This is a genomic window from Streptomyces sp. NPDC004539, from assembly GCF_040610055.1.
GTDB lineage: Bacteria > Actinomycetota > Actinomycetes > Streptomycetales > Streptomycetaceae > Streptomyces.
On record NZ_JBEXLS010000002.1, the window covers coordinates 561341 to 578138 of the forward strand.

The 16798-nt window shown below is 72.5% G+C and carries 13 protein-coding genes; 9 read left to right on the forward strand and 4 right to left on the reverse strand.

Translation table 11 applies throughout. The features are described from left to right. Window position 1: 1 nt before the first annotated feature. Genes ABZX85_RS06155 through ABZX85_RS06170 form a run of 4 tightly spaced genes read right to left on the reverse strand, consistent with a single transcriptional unit; the run spans window position 2 to window position 4378 of the window. Complete coding sequence (locus ABZX85_RS06155; RefSeq protein ID WP_355862895.1) at window positions 2–1174, reverse strand: FAD-dependent oxidoreductase; 1173 nt, start codon at window positions 1172–1174, stop codon at window positions 2–4. Continuing rightward, a complete protein-coding gene (locus ABZX85_RS06160) occupies window positions 1171–2439 on the reverse strand; it encodes a DegT/DnrJ/EryC1/StrS family aminotransferase (protein ID WP_355862896.1) in 1269 nt (422 codons plus the stop codon). The genes ABZX85_RS06155 and ABZX85_RS06160 overlap by 4 nt, the downstream gene beginning before the upstream one ends. Further along, complete coding sequence (gene dmpG, locus ABZX85_RS06165; protein WP_355862898.1) at window positions 2436–3491, reverse strand: 4-hydroxy-2-oxovalerate aldolase; 1056 nt, start codon at window positions 3489–3491, stop codon at window positions 2436–2438. The genes ABZX85_RS06160 and dmpG overlap by 4 nt, the downstream gene beginning before the upstream one ends. After that, complete coding sequence (locus ABZX85_RS06170; RefSeq protein WP_355862900.1) at window positions 3488–4378, reverse strand: acetaldehyde dehydrogenase (acetylating); 891 nt, start codon at window positions 4376–4378, stop codon at window positions 3488–3490. Before ABZX85_RS06170 ends, dmpG begins: the two co-directional genes overlap by 4 nt. 263 nt (window positions 4379–4641) lie before the next feature. On the opposite strand from ABZX85_RS06170, the gene ABZX85_RS06175 reads away from it, so the two are divergent. The 9 genes from ABZX85_RS06175 to ABZX85_RS06215 all read left to right on the forward strand — a co-directional run bounded on the left by ABZX85_RS06175 (window position 4642) and on the right by ABZX85_RS06215 (window position 16758). After that, window positions 4642–6669: an amino acid adenylation domain-containing protein gene (locus tag ABZX85_RS06175; RefSeq protein WP_355862902.1), complete on the forward strand. Its 2028-nt coding sequence runs from the start codon at window positions 4642–4644 to the stop codon at window positions 6667–6669. 6 nt (window positions 6670–6675) lie between these two features. Continuing rightward, a complete protein-coding gene (locus tag ABZX85_RS06180) occupies window positions 6676–7497 on the forward strand; it encodes an alpha/beta fold hydrolase (protein WP_355862904.1) in 822 nt (273 codons plus the stop codon). Beyond that, on the forward strand, window positions 7487–8677 hold the full coding sequence (locus ABZX85_RS06185; RefSeq protein WP_355862906.1) for a cytochrome P450: 1191 nt from the start codon (window positions 7487–7489) through the stop codon (window positions 8675–8677). The genes ABZX85_RS06180 and ABZX85_RS06185 overlap by 11 nt, the downstream gene beginning before the upstream one ends. A gap of 13 nt (window positions 8678–8690) precedes the next feature. Then, entirely contained in the window at window positions 8691–9371 is a 681-nt protein-coding gene (gene upp / locus ABZX85_RS06190) for a uracil phosphoribosyltransferase (protein ID WP_355862907.1), read from the forward strand. Between the two features lie 55 nt (window positions 9372–9426). Further along, window positions 9427–10701, forward strand: a complete 1275-nt coding sequence (locus ABZX85_RS06195) for a hypothetical protein (protein WP_355862909.1) — start codon at window positions 9427–9429, stop codon at window positions 10699–10701. 27 nt (window positions 10702–10728) lie between these two features. Further along, complete coding sequence (locus ABZX85_RS06200; RefSeq protein ID WP_355862911.1) at window positions 10729–12054, forward strand: histidinol-phosphate transaminase; 1326 nt, start codon at window positions 10729–10731, stop codon at window positions 12052–12054. A 59-nt stretch (window positions 12055–12113) separates the two neighbouring features. Next, window positions 12114–12542, forward strand: a complete 429-nt coding sequence (locus tag ABZX85_RS06205) for a methylmalonyl-CoA mutase (RefSeq protein WP_355862913.1) — start codon at window positions 12114–12116, stop codon at window positions 12540–12542. Continuing rightward, on the forward strand, window positions 12542–13810 hold the full coding sequence (locus ABZX85_RS06210) for a methylaspartate mutase (RefSeq protein WP_355862915.1): 1269 nt from the start codon (window positions 12542–12544) through the stop codon (window positions 13808–13810). Before ABZX85_RS06205 ends, ABZX85_RS06210 begins: the two co-directional genes overlap by 1 nt. A 77-nt stretch (window positions 13811–13887) precedes the next feature. Continuing rightward, the gene (locus tag ABZX85_RS06215; protein WP_355862916.1) at window positions 13888–16758 is read left to right on the forward strand and encodes a BTAD domain-containing putative transcriptional regulator; all 2871 of its coding nucleotides are present in this window, start codon (window positions 13888–13890) and stop codon (window positions 16756–16758) included. The last annotated feature ends 40 nt before the right edge of the window (window positions 16759–16798 follow it).

Below are 16798 nucleotides of genomic sequence, written 5' to 3' on the forward strand. Positions count from 1 at the left end.
GTCACCTCCCCGCCGATTGCAGGGCGAGCCGTGAGATGTCGTACGGGGTGGAGTCGTCCACGGCGAGGTCGGCGCAGATCCGGCCGAAGAGCGGGACGAACTTGAACCCCCAGCCCGCCCCGTAGACGACGAGCCGGTCCCCGTGCGTCATCAGGTCCCGCGCGGTGCCGAGGAAGAACTGCCGTTCGGTGTCCGTGGGCAGCACGGCCAGGCAGGTCGAGGTCCGCACCGGGTCGGGGTCGACCGTGGGCAGATGGTCCCTCAGCCAGCCCGACAGCCGTCGCATCTGGCGCGGGTCGGCGACGCCCGTGGACGCCGACGGATGGCCGAGCGGGTCCACCTCGAAGATCGGCCCGCAGCGCACGAACTCCCCGGGGGCCCACGGGTTGTGGCCGAACCCGTAGAACAGGTTGGTGTCCTCCCGCGTCGGCTGCTGGAAGGCGAACCAGAACGGTGCCTCGGTCACCGGGACGGCCTGCCGGTAGGCGGCGATCGCCATCTCGTACACCGAGTAGGCCAGCCGCACCCCCAGCGGCTCCAGCAGGTCGTTCGTGTAGGGGCCGCAGGCCAGGACCACCTTGCCGGCCCGGTAGGCGCCCCGGTCGGTGGTGACGCTCACCCCGTCCCCGTCCGGCACGAGCGCCGTCACCGCCTCACCGGTGCGCAGGGCGCAGCCGGCGGCCTGGGCGAGGGTGAAGAGCGCCGACAGCGTGCCCCGGACGTCGATCGTCCCGCCGTCGGGCTGGAGGAACCCCTCGTAATGGGTGGGGAGCCCGCGGAACCCGAACCGCCGCTCGATGTCGGCCGCGCCGAGCCATTCGTAGCGCACCGAGAGCTTGTCCATCATCTCCGCGGTGCCCGATATCTGGCCCTCGTTCGTCAGCACGTCGGTGTCCCCGAACCAGAGGCTGCCGATCTCGTGGATGAGGCGCCGCTCGCAGTGGCTCTCCAGCGAGCGCCACAGCGGAAGGGTCTCCAGCGTCAGGCGGAACAGGTCCTCCTGCGTGTACTGGAGCCGCCAGTGCCGTTCGGCGCCGCTCGTCCCCGCGGTCTCGTTGAAGAACGTGTGCCGCTCCAGGACGAGGACCCGCTGCCCGCGTTCGGCCACCTGCCAGGCGGCGGCCAGGCCGACGGGCCCGCCTCCCACGACCACCACGTCGTACGACTCCGTCATGCCCGCGCCTCCTCGTAACTCGCCGTGACGCCCCGCCGTCCGGTGAGCGCGGACTTCAGGGCCAGCACCAGATGCTCGACCTGGCCGTCGGTCATCGACGGGTAGCACGGCAGGTTGACCTGCTCGTGGAACCAGATCCGTTCGGTCACCGGACACTCGCCGAGCCGGTGCCCCCGGCCCCGCCACTCGGGGCGCAGATGGAGCGGGAAATAGCGCACCTGCACCTGGACCCCGGCGTCCTCCAGGGCGTGGATGACCTCGTCACGGCTCACCCCCCGGCCCTGCCGGACGAAGAACGTGAACAGGTGGTAGGGGTGCCGGACGTCCTCGGGCACCTCCGCCAGCCGCACGTGCGGGAACTCCGCCAGCGTCCGGGCGAGGCGCCCGGCGATCCACCGCCGCCGCCCGGCCAGCTCCTCCAGCCGCGCCAGCTGGGCGAGCCCGACGACCGCCCCGGCCTCGCCGAGCGTCGCGTTGCTCCCGGGATGCCGCACGCGCAGGCACTGCCGTTCGTAGGAGTCGTCCGCCCACATCATCCAGGGCTCCGCGCGCCGGTACGGCCCGGCCGACAGCGGCGAGGGGGCGAACACCCCGTCGGCGGCGTTGGAGCGGATGCGGTCGATGCGCTCGGCCCACCCGGGATCGTCGAAGGTGAGCATGCCGCCCTCGCCGAGGGTCGTGATGTTCTTGCTGGAGTGGAAGCTGAAGCACCCGATGTCGCCCAGCGCACCGGGCCGCCGGCCCCGGTAGAGGGCGCCGAGCGCGTGCGCGCAGTCCTCGATCACCCGGACGCCGTGCCGGCGGGCCACCCGCATGATCTCGTCCATCCGGGCCGGCCGGCCGCCGTAGTGGACCAGGATCAGGGCCTTGGTCCGCGGGGTGATCAGCGACTCGAACGAGTCGACGTCCACGTTCAGGGTGTCCGGCTCGACGTCGCAGAAACGGACCGTCACGTCGTGGGCCAGCAGCGGGTCGGCGGTGGCCTTGAAGGTCTGCGGGGTCACGATCACCTCGTCGCCGGGGGCGAGGTCCAGCAGGTGCACCGCGAGGGCGACGGCGACGGTCCCGCTGGTGACGGTCATCGCGTACCGGCTGCCGACGTGCTCGCGCATCGCCTGCTCGAAGGTGTCCCTCCACCGCCCCTGGGAGAGGGTCTCGCCGGACCGGACCAGCTCGCCCAGCGCCGCCAGCTCGGTGTCCCCGAGGACGCTTCCCAGGCTGGGGGCGGGCACGAAGTACCTGGAGTTCGTGTTCACGCCGTTCACGCCCCGGTCCCGCCGGCCGGCAGGGCGGCGCGCAGGGCCAGCGCCACCTCCACGATCAGGTCCTCCTGGCCGGCGACCACCTGACGCCTGCCGAGTTCGAAGAAGACGTCACGCGGATCGACGCCCTCCCGCGCGGCGATGTCGAGCACCGGCTTCTTGAACCCGGAGAACACCCCGGCCAGCCCGCTGACGACGGCCACGGAGTCGATCGTCGGCGGCGCCGGCATCAGCTCCCGCTCCGCGACGTCCGCCGCGTCCAGGAGCCGGTACAGGTCGATGCCCGTCCGGAACCCCAGCCGCTCCAGCACCGGCACCAGCACTTCGAGCTGGGTGTTGCCGGCGCCCGCGCCGAAACCCCGGGCGCACGCGTCGAGGATGCCGGCCCCCGCCTCCGCCGCCGCGACCGAGTTCGCCACGGCCATCCCGAGGTTGTTGTGCCCGTGGAACATCACCGGCACGTCGACGGCGGCGCGGATGGCCCGGACGCGGTCCGTGACGTCCGAGGGGAGGAAATAGCCCGAGGAATCGAGAATTCCCACGCCGGTCGCCCCGAATTCCACCAGGCGCGCGCATTCCTCGGCGAGTTGATCGGGGCTCGCCATATGCGTCATGAGGAGAATTCCGTGCGCCTCCACGCCTTTGTCGCGCAGAAATCCGAGATGCCGCTCGGCGACGCTCGCCTCGGTGCAGTGCGTCGCGATCCGGACCAGGTCGACCTCGTACGTGAGGGCGTTCTCGAGGTCCTGGGTCGTGGCCCAGCCCGGGAACATGAGAACGGCCAGCTTGCTGTGGGTCAGGGTCTCCCGGGCGATCGACATCATCTCGTCGTCGCTCAGCCGGGCCCGGCCGACCTGGAGGGAGGCGGCGGACAGGCCGTTGCCGTGGCCGATCTCGACGACCGGGACGCGCGCGGCGTCGGCGGCCTTCAGATAGGCGCGGAACTGCTCGGCGCCGAGGCTGTGCCGGACGGCGTGCTGGCCGTCGCGCAGCGTCGGGTCGTGGATCTGGACCGGCCTGCCCGCGGCGGCGTCCCGAGCCGCTTCCTGACTCATGACGTCTCCCTGCCCGCCGGCGCGAGCCGGTCCGCCGCGTAACACTCGGCGGCCTGGATCGCGGCGGAGTTGATGATGTCGAGATTCCCGGCGTAGCGCGGCAGCCGGTCGCCGGCCGACGTGACCTCCACGGACACGAAGGCCGTCGAGCCGTCGACGGTGCACACGTTGACGGCGAATCCCCTGGCGTACGAGCGGATCTCGGCCGCGGCCTTTGCCACCAGCGAGCGCACCGACTCGGTGGTGAGATCCCGGCCCAGCAGGTACATGGCGACCCGGAAGGTGGCCGCGGGCCGGGCCGGGCTGATGTTGACGAGCGCCTTGACGTGCTCGACGCCGGTGAACCAGCGGATCGCGTCCTGCGTCGTCCGTACGTACTCGTCGAGGTTCAGGCGCGACGCGCGGCCCACGCTCAGTGTCGCGGCCGTGGTCACGACCTCGATGTAGTCGATCGCGTGCACTCTCGACAGCGCGTGCAGGATCGGCAGGCACGCCTGTCCGCCGCAGGTCACCATGCTGATGTCGCGGTGGGAGCCGATGTCCGCCCGGTTGACGGCCGGGACGATCATCTGCCCGGCCCGGCTGGGCGTCAGGTCGACGAGCATCGCGCCGGACCCCGCGAGCTGCTCCGCGTGCTCGGCGTGGCAGGACGCGTCGGTGGCGTCGAAGACCACGTCGAAGTCCTCCCCGGCGTCGAGGAGGGACCGGATGCCCCCGGTCGCGACCGGCAGCCCGCGCCGGGCCGCCCGCCGCAGCTCCGGGGCGTCGTGCCGGCCCGCGACGAGCCGCAGGTCGAGACGGTCCGAACGCGTGATCTTGGTCGCCAGGTCCATACCGATGAGTCCGGCGCCGAGTACCGATACGGACAGCCGTCCTTTTGTTTGCATGTACGGTCGCCTTTCCCTCAAGGTGCAGCGTGCTCCGCCGATCGGCGAGGAGGCCGAATGCAGTGATCCCCCGAATTCCGTCTCTTTCACGGTGGGTCGATTTCTCGTGGCCCAGCTTGTGCCCGTGACCTTGCCGACGGCTTGCCGTCGCGCTGACAAGCGAGGCGGCGAGGGGCTTGCAGGGGCGCGCGGCCACGCTGTGCCGGTACCGCCCGAGGAGCGGCGCCCGCCGCACACCTAGCATCCGAAGGGGACTGCGAGCCGTGGTCAACCCGATTCATGACGACAGCGGTGTCTCTCTGGTCCTGGTGAACAGCGAGAACCGGCACGCTCTGTGGGCCGGCGGTCTCGGCGTACCGCCGGGCTGGCGCGTCGCGCACCGGGCGCGCAGCCGCCAGGAGTGCCTGGAGTACGTCGGCGCGCACTGGACGGACATCCGGCCCGCCCGGTCACCGGACGACGAACGGGCCGGGGGCGCCTGCCTGCACGACCTGTTCGCCGCCCAGGCCGCCCGCACCCCGCTGGCACCCGCCCTGATCTGGCGGGACCGGCACCTGACGTACCGCGAGCTCGACGACGACTCCGGCCGGCTGGCCGCGTTCCTGCGGCGGCGCGGCATCGGTCCGGGCGCCTTCGTCGGACTGTGCGTCGAGCGGTCCCCCCAGATGATCACGGCCCTGCTCGGGGTCCTGAAGGCCGGCGCGGCCTACCTACCCCTCGACCCGGAGTACCCGGTCGCCCGGCTGCGGTACGTCCTGGCCGACACGGGAGCCCGCCTGCTCCTGACCCAGGAACCCCTCCGCCCGCTCTTCCCCGACCACGACGGCGAGATCGTCTGCCTCGACAGCCAGGACCTCGACGAACCGCCCGCCGAGCCCGCTCCGCCCGGCCCCGCCCCGCTCCCCTCGGACACCGCCTACGTCATCCACACCTCCGGATCGACGGGCCGCCCCAAGGGCGTCATGGTGACCCACCGCTCGCTGACGAACCACAGCGCCGCCGTGAACCGGCACTTCGCCCTCGCCCCCGGCGACCGCGTCCTGCAATGCCGGCCGCTGAGCTTCGACGCCGCCGCCGAGGAGATCTTCCCCGCGCTCCTGCACGGCGCGGCCCTCGTCCTCGGCAGCGATCCCCTGCGCCAGACGTTCCGGGCCCTGACCCAGCAGGTCGTCGACACCGGGACGACGTTCCTGAGCGTCCCCACGGCCTTCTGGCACAGCTGGGTCACGGAGGAGGACTGCCTGCTCCGGCTGGCCACCGAGTCCGCGCTGCGCACGATGATCGTGGCCGGCGAGAAGGCGTCGCCCCAGGCGCTGCTGACCTGGAAGAAACGGGTCGGCGAGGACATCCGCTGGTTCAACGTCTACGGCCCGACCGAGGGCACCATCACCACGACGGTCCACGAACCGGGCCCCGACCCGCAGCCGGGCGAGCACGCGTCCGTCCCCATCGGCCGGCCCATCGACAACGTCCGGACCTACGTCCTCGACGACACCCTGCGGCCCGTCCCGGCGGGCACGGCCGGCGAGCTGTTCATCGGCGGCGAGGGCGTCGCCGTCGGCTACCTCAACGCGCCGGGGACGACCGCCGAACGGTTCCTCCCCGACCCGTTCTCCGGGGTTCCCGGCAGCCGCATGTACCGCACCGGGGACCTGGTGCGCGCGGACGCCGACGGCTGCGTCGAGTTCCTCGGCCGCCGCGACCACCAGGTGAAACTGCGCGGCCACCGCATCGAACTCGGCGAGATCGAGACCGTCCTCACCGAGCACCGGGACGTCCGGGCGGCCGTCGCCCAGGTCACGGGCGACGGACCGGACGCCGCCCTGGTGTGCTTCGTCCTCGCCGCCGAGCGGTCCGTGCCGTCCCCGGCCGGTCTGATCGCCCACCTGAGAAGCCGGCTGCCGTGGTACATGATCCCGGCGGCCGTCCACGTCCTGGACGCGTTCCCCCTGACCCCCAACGGGAAGACCGACCGCACCGCCCTGCTCGCCCTGGCACCGGACGACGACGCCGAGGCCGCCCACATCGCGCCGCGCACCCCGGTGGAGGCGGCCCTCGCCGCCATCTGGGAGGAGATACTCGGCCGGCGGGACATCAGCGTCGACGCCGACTTCTTCCAGTCGGGCGGCCACTCCCTGCTCGCCGCGAGCCTCATCTCCCGTATCCGCGCCCGGTTCGACGTCGGCATGACGGCCCGCGTCCTCTTCGAGTCCCCGACCATCGCCGGGCTCGCCGAGGCCGTCACCCGCGTGACGGGCGACGGCGCGGCGGACCGCGCCGGGCGGGGCTGACCGGCGATGGCGTGGGGACAGACCGCCGCCACGCGGCCGGACAGCTTGTGGCTGCGCGCCGTCGGGCCGCCCCGGCCGTCGGCCCCGGCCCGCCTCGTGTGCTTCCCGCACGCCGGGGGAGCGGCCAGCTACTTCCGGGACTGGGGCGGCCGAGGCGTCCCCGGGGCGCAGGTGTGGGCGGTCCAGTACCCGGGCCGCGAGAACAGAATCCGCGAGCCGTTCCCGCCCGACCTGCACACCCTCGCCGACCGGCTCGCCGAGGAGCTGAGCGGGTTCCTCGACCGGCCCGCCGTCTTCTTCGGGCACAGCATGGGCGCGGTCGTCGGCTACGAGGTCGTCCGCCGCCTGACCGCCGACGGCCGCGCGGACGCCGTACGCCACCTCGTCGTCTCGGGGTGCGGGGCCCCGCACCGGGTGCGGCCCTTCGCCGGGCAGGAGGGGGCCCATCTCCTGGACGACGACCGGCTCGTGGCCCTGCTCAAGGAGCTGGGCTCCGGCAACGCGGCGCTCCTGGACGACCCGGACATGCGCTCCGCGTTCCTGCCGGCGGTCCGCGCCGACTACCGGATCGTCCAGTCCTACGCCCCGCGCACCGGCGGCCCCCTCCTGGGGACCGACGTCACCGCGTTCGTCGGCGGCCAGGACGCGGCCGTCGGCATCGGCGACGCGCACGCCTGGGCCGCCGTGACCCGGGGCCGCTTCACCCTCCGCACGTTCCCCGGAGGCCACTTCTACCTGGGCGAGCACCCGGACGACGTCCTGCGCGCCGTGCGCGACGTCCTTTGCCCCGCAGGCACCACCGACACCGGGAGAGCTGATGAACGTTGACCTGTCGGACCCCCTCCTCTACCGGGACTCCGATCCGGGACCGGTCTGGTCGCGGCTGCGCGCCGAACACCCCGTGTACCGCAACCGGCGGGCGAACGGGGAGCACTTCTGGGCGGTGCTGACCCACGGCCTGTGCACCGAGATGCTGACCGATCCCCGCGTGTTCAGCTCCCGGGGCGGGATGCGGCTCGACTCCGACCCGCAGGTCCTCGCCGCCGCGGCCGACAAGATGCTCAACATCACCGACCCGCCCCGGCACGACAAGATCCGCAAGGTCGTCAGCTCGGCGTTCACCCCGCGCATGGTGAACCGGCTGGAGACCAACATGCGCGCGACGGCCGCCAGAGCCATCGACGAGGCGCTGGCCGACGGCGAGTGCGAGTTCACCCGGGTCGCGCAGAAACTCCCGGTCTCCGTCATCTGCGACATGCTGGGCGTCGCGCCCGCCGACTGGGACTTCATGGTCGAACGCACCCGCTTCGCCTGGAGCTCCACCGCGCTCGACGAGGCGGACGAGGCCCGCAAGACCCGGGCCCACACCGAGATCCTCCTCCACTTCCAGGACCTGGCCGAGGAACGTCGGCGAGCCCCCCGGGACGACCTCATGAGCGCCCTGGTGTGCGGCGAGATCGACGGCGCCCCGCTCACCGACCAGGAGATCCTCTACAACTGCGACGCCCTGGTCTCCGGCGGCAACGAGACGACCCGGCACGCCACCGTGGGCGGACTGCTCGCCCTCATCGACAACCCCGGCCAGTGGCACCGGCTGCGGGACGAGCCCGCCCTCATGCCCTCGGCGATCCAGGAGATCGTCCGCTACACCTCGCCCGTCATGCACGCCCTGCGCACCGCGACCGAGGACGTCGAACTCGGCGGCGAGCGCATCAGCGCCGGTGACCACGTCGTCGCCTGGCTGCCCTCGGCCAACCGCGACGAGACGGTCTTCGACGACCCGGACCGCTTCGACATCGAGCGGGAACCCAACCGCCATCTGGGCTTCCTCCAGGGCAACCACTACTGCATCGGCTCCTCGCTCGCCAAGCTCGAACTCACGGTGATGTTCGAGGAACTCGTCAAACGCGTCGAGGTGGCCGAACTCGCCGGCCAGGTCCGGCGGCTGCGCTCGAACCTGCTGTGGGGGTTCGACTCGCTTCCTGTGAAACTCGTCCCGAGGGCCTGAGGAGACACGCCCCATGACCGCGCCGACCGCCCCCGCGATCGAGAAGTACCTCGGCAGCAGCCTCCGGCTGCTGCCCCAGACCGCCCAACTGCGCGCCCTGCACACCGCGATCCGCGACCGCGACGCCCGCCCCGAGGACTTCGTCCACTACGCGCGCCGGGTCATCCGCATGCTGATCGAGGCGGGCATGGACCTGCTGCCCTTCGAGCCGTACGAGGTCCGCACCCCGACCGGCGCCCCCTACCAGGGGCTGCGCTTCGCCTCCGGGCTGTGCGGGGTGACCGTGGTGCGCGCCGGGGAGAGCATGGAGGGCGAACTGCGGGCCGTCTGCCCGGGCATCCGGATCGGGAAGATCCTCATCCAGCGGGACGAGACGACCAAAGAGGCCCGCCTCTACTACACCGCCCTGCCCGCCGACATCGCCGACCGGCACGTCCTGCTGCTCGACCCGGTCATGGCGACCGGCGGGACCGCGCTGGCGGCGCTGCGGGTGCTGAGGGACCTCGGCGTCCCCGAGGAGAACACCGTCTTCGTCAACCTCATCACCGTCCCCGAGGGTGTCGCCGCCGTGTGCGAGGAGTTTCCGCGGGTCAGGATCGTGACCTCCGCCGTCGAGGAACGCCTCGACGAGAACGCGTGGATGCTGCCCGGCATCGGGGACTTCGGGGACCGCTACTTCGGCACGGACGCCTGACGGCGTGCCGGGGCCGGCCAAGACCGTGGACACAACGACTGATCTGAGGACGAACATGGCGGCCGAACAGGGTCCGTTTCTTCTGCTGAACACCAAGGACGTCGTCTCACGCCTGCACGAGTGGTTCCCGGACGCGGCGCGCGAACTGGTCGTCGTGACCACCCGGGCCGACATCCCCCCTGGCGAGGACGCCGCGTACGCGCGGCGGTTCCGGTACCTGGAGGTGGTGGACGGCATCGCCGGGGTGCCGGACGACACGCTGCTCGGCCTCGCCCGGCGGTTCGGCGTCCGCCGGGTCCTGTCGCTCGGCGAACGCGAGGTGCTGCGCGCGGCGCACCTGCGGGCCGCGCTCGGCCTGCCCGGACAGAGCCTCGCCTCGGCCACCGCGTACCGGGACAAGCACGTCATGAAGTCGACGCTGGCGGCGGCGGGCGTCGAGGTCGCCCCCATGCGCAAGTTCCGGACCGCCGACGAACTCGTCGAGTTCACGTGGAAGACCGGCTACCCGGTCGTCGTCAAGGAACTCGACTCCGGCGCCTCGAACGGCACCGTGGTCCTGATGGACGAACAGGACCTGGCCGGCCTCCCGGCCTCCCCGACCGGCTCGCCCCGGCTGGCCGAAGCCTGGGTCGAGGGCGACTTCTACCACGTCAACGGCCTCATGAAGGGCGGGGAGGTGGTGGTGGGGGTGCCCTCCCGCAACCTCTACTCCGACTGGTTCTCGGTCGCGTTCGACGCCCCCGCCATGACCGGCATGCTGGCCGACGGGCACCCGCTGTCCGAGCGGCTGCGGGACACCGCCCGGCAGGTCGTGGCCGCGCTGCCCGCCGCGGCGGACCTGTGCGCCTTCCACCTCGAACTGTTCCACACCGCCGACGATCGCCTGGTCGTCTGCGAGATCGCCTGCCGGGCGGGCGCGGCCCTCGTCGTCGACGTCCACGAGGAGACGCTGGGCGTCAACTTCCACGGCGCGAGCCTCCTCGGCCAGGCCGGACGCGGCGAGCAGGTGGAACTCCGCCCGAGCGGCGAGCGGCTCGGCTTCGTCCGGTTCTCGCCCGCCAAGGGAACCCTGCGCGCGCTCCCCGACACCTGCCCGCTGCCGGGGACGGTGAGCTACCGGCCCCGCGGCGAGGTCGGACGCGTCTACGACGGCCTCACCGGACTCGGCCCCCACATCGCCGAGATGGTCTTCCGGCTCACCGGACCGGACACCGAGGAGGAGCTGCGGCGGATCGAGGAGTGGTGGGACGACAACGTCGTCTGGGAGGACCGGACCAATCCGGTCCCCGACCGCTGGAAGACGTCCCGGAGGAAGCCGGCCGACGCGTAGCGGCCCGGCGATCGGAGCGGAGGACCCATGTACGAACTGCTGAAGACGATCATGATCGACGACCTCCAGGTGGAGGCCGACGAGCTGTCCCCGGACGCGAGCCGCGAGGACGCGGGCCTGGACTCGCTCGCCACCTTCGAACTCTCCCTGGCGCTGAGTCAGCGCCTCGGCATCGAGATCGCCGACGACGAACTGTTCGGACTCAAGACGCTCGCGGAGATAGCCGAGTTCGTCGAGAGACGGGCCGCCGGCCTCCCGGACCCCTTTCCGGCGGTGGACCCGTCCGAGGCCCACGAGGGCACCGGACTCGCCCTGCTGCTCGGCACCGGAGACCCCTCCGCCGCCGGCCCCGGCGCCCGCCAACTGGCCCGCAACGAGACCCCGTTCCCGCCCCTGGACTCCGTGGCCGCCGCGATCGCCCGCGCCGCGACCGACGCCAACCGGTACCCGGACCCGGCCTGCGGGGCGCTGCGCGCCGGACTCGCCCGGCACCTCGGCCTCTCCCCGGACCGGATCGCGGTGGGCGCCGGCTCCATCACGCTCCTCCAGGCGCTCCTCGCGGTGACCGCCGAGCCGGGAGCCGCCGTCGTCCACTCCTGGCCCTCGTTCGACGGCTACTCCGTCCTCGCGGACCTCGCCGGGTTCCACTCCGTGCGCGTCCCGCTGGCCGAGCACGGACACGACCTCGACGCCCTGGCCGCCGCGATCGACGAGCGGACCCGCCTGGTGCTGCTGTGCAACCCCAACAACCCGACCGGCACGGCGTCGAGTTCGGACGACCTCCTGAAGTTCCTCGACGCGGTCCCGCCGACCTGCCTGGTGGTCCTCGACGAGGCGTACGCCGAGTTCGCGCACGATCCCGGACTGGGCGTCCGCCTGCTCGGATCGTGGCCGAACCTGATCGTCACCCGCACCTTCTCCAAGGCGTACGGCCTCGCCGGCCTGCGGATCGGCTACCTCCTCGCGGAGCCCCGCCTCGTCTCCCGCGTCCGGCGCATGGTCATGCCGCTCAGCGTCAGCGACATCGCCCAGGCCGCCGCCGTCGCCTCGCTGGCGGCGCGGACCGAACTCCTCGGCCGCGTCCGGGAGACGGCCGCCGAACGCGACCGGGTCCGCGCCGCGCTGCTCGCCCTGGGCTTCGACGTCCCCCCGTCGGAGGCGAACTTCGTCTGGCTGCCGCTCGGCGGCCGGGCCCAGGAGTTCGCCGCCGTGTGCGCGTCGGAGGGGGTCGACGTACGGCCCTACCCGGGCGACGGCGTCCGGGTGACGACCGGGACCGCGCGGGACAACGACGCGTTCCTGGCGGCGGCCGGGCGGTACGCGCGGGACCGGGCGGGCGCGGTCGGCCGGTGAACCCTGATTCCCCCGGCGTTTCCCATGCCGTTCCCCGTGGCGGCGCGGGGACGTTCGTCGTGACCAGCGTGTCGTCGGATTCCCACATGTGGAACCTCGTCTTCCTCCAGCTGCTGATCGAGGAGCACGGCGGGCAGGTGGTCAACCTGGGCGCGTGCACCCCGGACGAGCTCGTCCTGTCCGAATGCGCCAGAGTCCGGCCGGACGCCCTGGTGATCAGCACCGTGAACGGGCACGGCCACATCGACGGCCTGCGGCTGATCAGGAAGATCCGCCGGGACCCGCGGCTCGCCCGGATGAAAGTCGTCATCGGCGGCAAACTGGGCGTCCACGGCTCCCGGCACGCGAGATTCGGGGCGGAACTGGTCACGAACGGCTTCGACGCGGTGTTCGAGGCGGACGCCGGCTTCGACCGGTTCCTCGACTGTCTCGGACTCGTTCCGCCGACGCCGAGGAGATCCACCTCCTCGGAAATCCGGAGCAGCTGATGGCAGCCCCTCCCCGTCCCGGCCGCTTCACCCGGTTCGTCCGGCGGGCTTCGAGCGAAGGGAGACTGGTCGTCCAGCCGCGCATGGGATTCGGCACGGTCGAGCGGATGCGCGCGGGGCTGGAGGCGGTCGGCCGAGTCGGCGCGGCCACGGTCGGCACCATCACCGTCGACAGCTATACGCGGGTGAACGACCACGCCTCGGCGCTTCTCGCCCTGGAGCAGGGCGCGGACCTCAACGGATTCCCGCTGGTCGCGCACGGCGCCGAGGTGACCCGCCGGATGCTCGCCGGAATCGCCGGAGACGACTTCCCGGTGCAGGTGAGACACGGATCGGCGCTGCCCGGCGAACTGTTCGCGGGACTGGTCGCGGCCGGTGCCGACGCCACCGAAGGCGGCCCCGTCTCCTACTGCCTGCCCTACAGCCGCGTCCCCCTCGCACAGGCCGTCGCCGCCTGGGCGGAATGCTGCGAGATGCTCGCCGGAACCAGCGAACCGGTCCATCTGGAGAGCTTCGGCGGATGCATGCTGGGGCAGTTGTGCCCGCCCAGTCTGCTGATCGCCCTGAGCATCCTGGAGGGCCTGTTCTTCCGCGAACACGGGCTGCGCGACATCTCCGTCAGCTACGCCCAGCAGACGCATCCCGAGCAGGACAGGGAGGCGATGTCGGCCCTGCGCACCCTGGCCAGCGAATGGCTCGCGGACACCGACTGGCATTCCGTCCTCTACACCTACATGGGTGTCTATCCCCGCAGCCGGCACGGGGCGTACGCGCTGCTGGCGGAGAGCGCGCGGCTCGCCGCCCGGTCCGGGGCCGAGCGGCTGATCGTCAAGACCGCCGTGGAGGCCAGCAGAATCCCCTCGATCACGGAGAACGTCCACGCCCTGGAGTTCGCGGCGTCGGTGGCCGCGCAGGAGACGGCGGACGATCCGGCCGGCGTTCCGGACTCCGGGATCTACGAGGAGGCCCAGGCGATCATCACCCACACCCTGACGCTGGGGAGCGACGTCGGATCGGCGCTCGTCCGCGCGTTCCGGCTCGGACACCTCGACGTCCCGTTCTGCCTCCACCAGGACAACGCGAACCGCTGCCGGGCCCGCATCGACGGCCGGGGCCGGCTGACCTGGGCCGACCCCGCAGGCGTACCCGTCCCCCGGGCCCGCGACCTGGCCGGGAACCGGGAACGGCTCACCGCCCGGGGCCTCCTCGACATGCTCAGCTACAACGAACGGCGTTACGACGACAGTGCCTTGAAGATCACGAACTAGGGTTGGAGTGAACTCGGACTGGGTTCGGCATCCTTCTACCGGGACTTGTGACGATGAACGAAGACCAGAGTCATCACGTGCGATTTGCGGTCCTGGGATCGGTCAAAGTATGGCGAAGAGGCACCGAGCTGCCCCTCGGGCCGCCCAAACAGCACGCCCTGCTCGCGTTACTCCTCTTACACGCCGGACAGACCGTCGGCCTGAGCCAGATCGTCGACGTCCTGTGGCACGGCGACCCCCCGAACAGCGCGGTGAACGTCGTCCACCGGCACATCGGCTCGCTGCGCAAACTCCTGGAACCCGAACTCCCGCCCCGCGCCCCGGGCGACCTGCTGGTACGCCACGCCGGGGGATACGGCATCGACGCCGACGCCACCACCCTCGACCTCCTGCGCTTCCGTGACCTCGTCGCCCGCGCCCGCGCCGCCACCGACGCCGGCGAGGTGAACGGCGCCGCCGAGTCGTACACCAAGGCGCTCTCCCTCTGGCGCGGCGAGGCCGCCCAGGGAGTCCCGCAGGACATCCGGGTGCACCCGCTGTTCTCCGCCGTCGACAGCGAACACCTCGCGGCCCTGCGCGAGGGCGCCGACCTGATGCTGACGCTGGGCACGCCCGTCCCGGTGCTGCCCCTGCTGCACCGGGCGATCGCGCAGTACCCGCTGGACGAGTCGCTGCACGCCCGGCTGATCCAGGCGCTCGCCCGGACCGGGCGTCAGGCGGAGGCGTTCGGGCTGTTCCAGGAGATGAGCCTGCGGCTGAAGAACGAACTCGGCATCGAGCCGGGCCGCGAACTCCGCCTCGCCCACACCGCTCTCCTGCACCGGCCGGAACGGGCCGGCGGCGCCCGGGACCCGCGCCCCGAAGCCGCCCCGAAGGACGTCACCCCACCCCCACCCCCGCCCCCGGTGCCGGCCGTCGTCCGCCCCACCCAACTCCCCCTGGACCTGCGCACCTTCGTCGGCCGACGGGACGAACTGGCCCGGATCACCGGCGCCCTCGACGACCGCGACGGCACGACCGCGACCGCCTCGGCGGTGATCAACACCATCGAGGGAATGGCCGGCGTCGGCAAGACCGTCCTCGCGGTGCACCTCGCCCACCGCCTCGCGCACCGCTTCCCCGACGGCCAGCTCTACGTCAACCTCCGGGGCTTCGACGCCAGCGGCCCCTACGTCACCGCCGCCGAGGCCCTGCGCTCCTTCCTCATCGCCCTCGGCGTCTCCGCCCGCCACCTCCCCGCCGACGTCGACTCCCAGGTGGCCCTCTACCGGAGCATCCTCGCGGGCCGCCGGGTCCTGGTCGTCCTCGACAACGCGCGCGACTCGCAGCACGTACGGCCCCTGCTGCCGGGCAGCTCCACCTGCCTCGTCGTCATCACCAGCCGCACCCAGCTGCGCGGCCTCGTCGCCACCCACGGAGCCGCCCCGCTGATCCTCGGCCCGCTGAGCGAGGCGGAGTCCCGGGAGGTCCTCGTCCGCCACCTCGGCCAGGACCGGACCACCGCCGAACCCGAGGCCGTCGACGCGATCGTCGAGTTCTGCCACCGGCTGCCCCTCGCCCTCGCGGTCATCGCGGCCCGCGCGGCCACCCTGCCCGGCTTCTCCCTCTCCGCCATCGCCGCCGAACTCCGGGCCGGCCACGACAACCTCGACGCCTTCGCCGACGACGACCCCTACACCGACCTGCGCACCGTCTTCTCCTGGTCCCTCGACGGCCTCGGACCCGAGACGGCGAGGTTCCTGCGGCTGCTGTCCCTGCACCCCGGACCGGACCTGTCCGCCACCGCCGCGGCGAGCCTCGCCGCGCTGCCGGTGCGCCGGACCACGGCGCTGCTCGCCAGGCTGGCCGACGCCCACCTGATGATCCGGCCCCTGCCGAACCGTTTCGCCTTCCACGACATGATCAAGATCCACGCGTCCGAGCAGCTCCAGGACCACGACGACGCCGAGACGCGCGAATCGGCCCTGCGGCGCCTGCTCGACCACTACGTCCACAACGCCCACGCCGCCACGACCACGCTGACGCCCCACCGCATCGACGCCGCCCCCAGCGCCCCCGCGGCGCCGGGCGTCGAACTCGACCCCCTGACCGAACCCGGCCCCGCCGCGGCCTGGCTGGAGCGGGAACTGCCCGTGCTGCTGTCCGCCATGGCCCAGGCCGGTCGCGGGGGACACCCCGCCCACGCCTGGCTGCTCGCCCAGACCCTGGAGCTGTACCTCGACCGCAGGGGCCGCTGGCAGGACCAGATCGACGCCCAGTCCATCGCCCTGGAGGCCGCCCTGCTGCTCCGGGACCCGCTCCGCGAGGCGAAGGCCCGCCGGGCGCTGGGATTCGCGTACGGGCGCCTCGCCCGCTACGACCGCGCCGACGCCGAACTCACCCGGGCGCTGGCCCTGTTCACCGCGCACGGCCAGCGCGACGGCCAGGCCCGCGCCCACCGGTCGCTGGCCTTCCTGGCCAACGGCCGCGACGAACACGAGGCGGCCCTGCGCCACTACGCGCTGGCCCTGGACCTCTACCGGTCCACGGGCAACCTCACCGGACAGGCCCTCGTCCTCAACGAGACGGGCTGGACCTACATCCTCCACGGCGCCCACCGGCAGGCCGTCGCCGAGTGCACCCGGGCGGTGGCCCTGCACCAGCGGATCGGCGACACCAACGGCGAGGCCGCCGCCTGGGACAGCCTCGGATACGCCCACCACCACCTGGGCCGGCACGACGAGGCCCTGCGCTGCTACGAACGGGCCCTCAAGCTCTACCAGCACATGAACGACCGCTACCTGGAGGCGGACACCCTCCTGCACATGGGGGACACCCACGAGGCCCGGGGAAGCCGCACCGCCTCCCTGCCGCTGTGGCGGGAGGCGGTCCGCATCCTCGAAGAACTCGGCCACCCCGAGGCCGAACAGGCCCGCGCCCGGCTGAACGGCGAACCCGTCCCCGGCTGAGGAGCGGCGGCGGGCCGGGCCGTGTCCTTCGGCCCGGCCC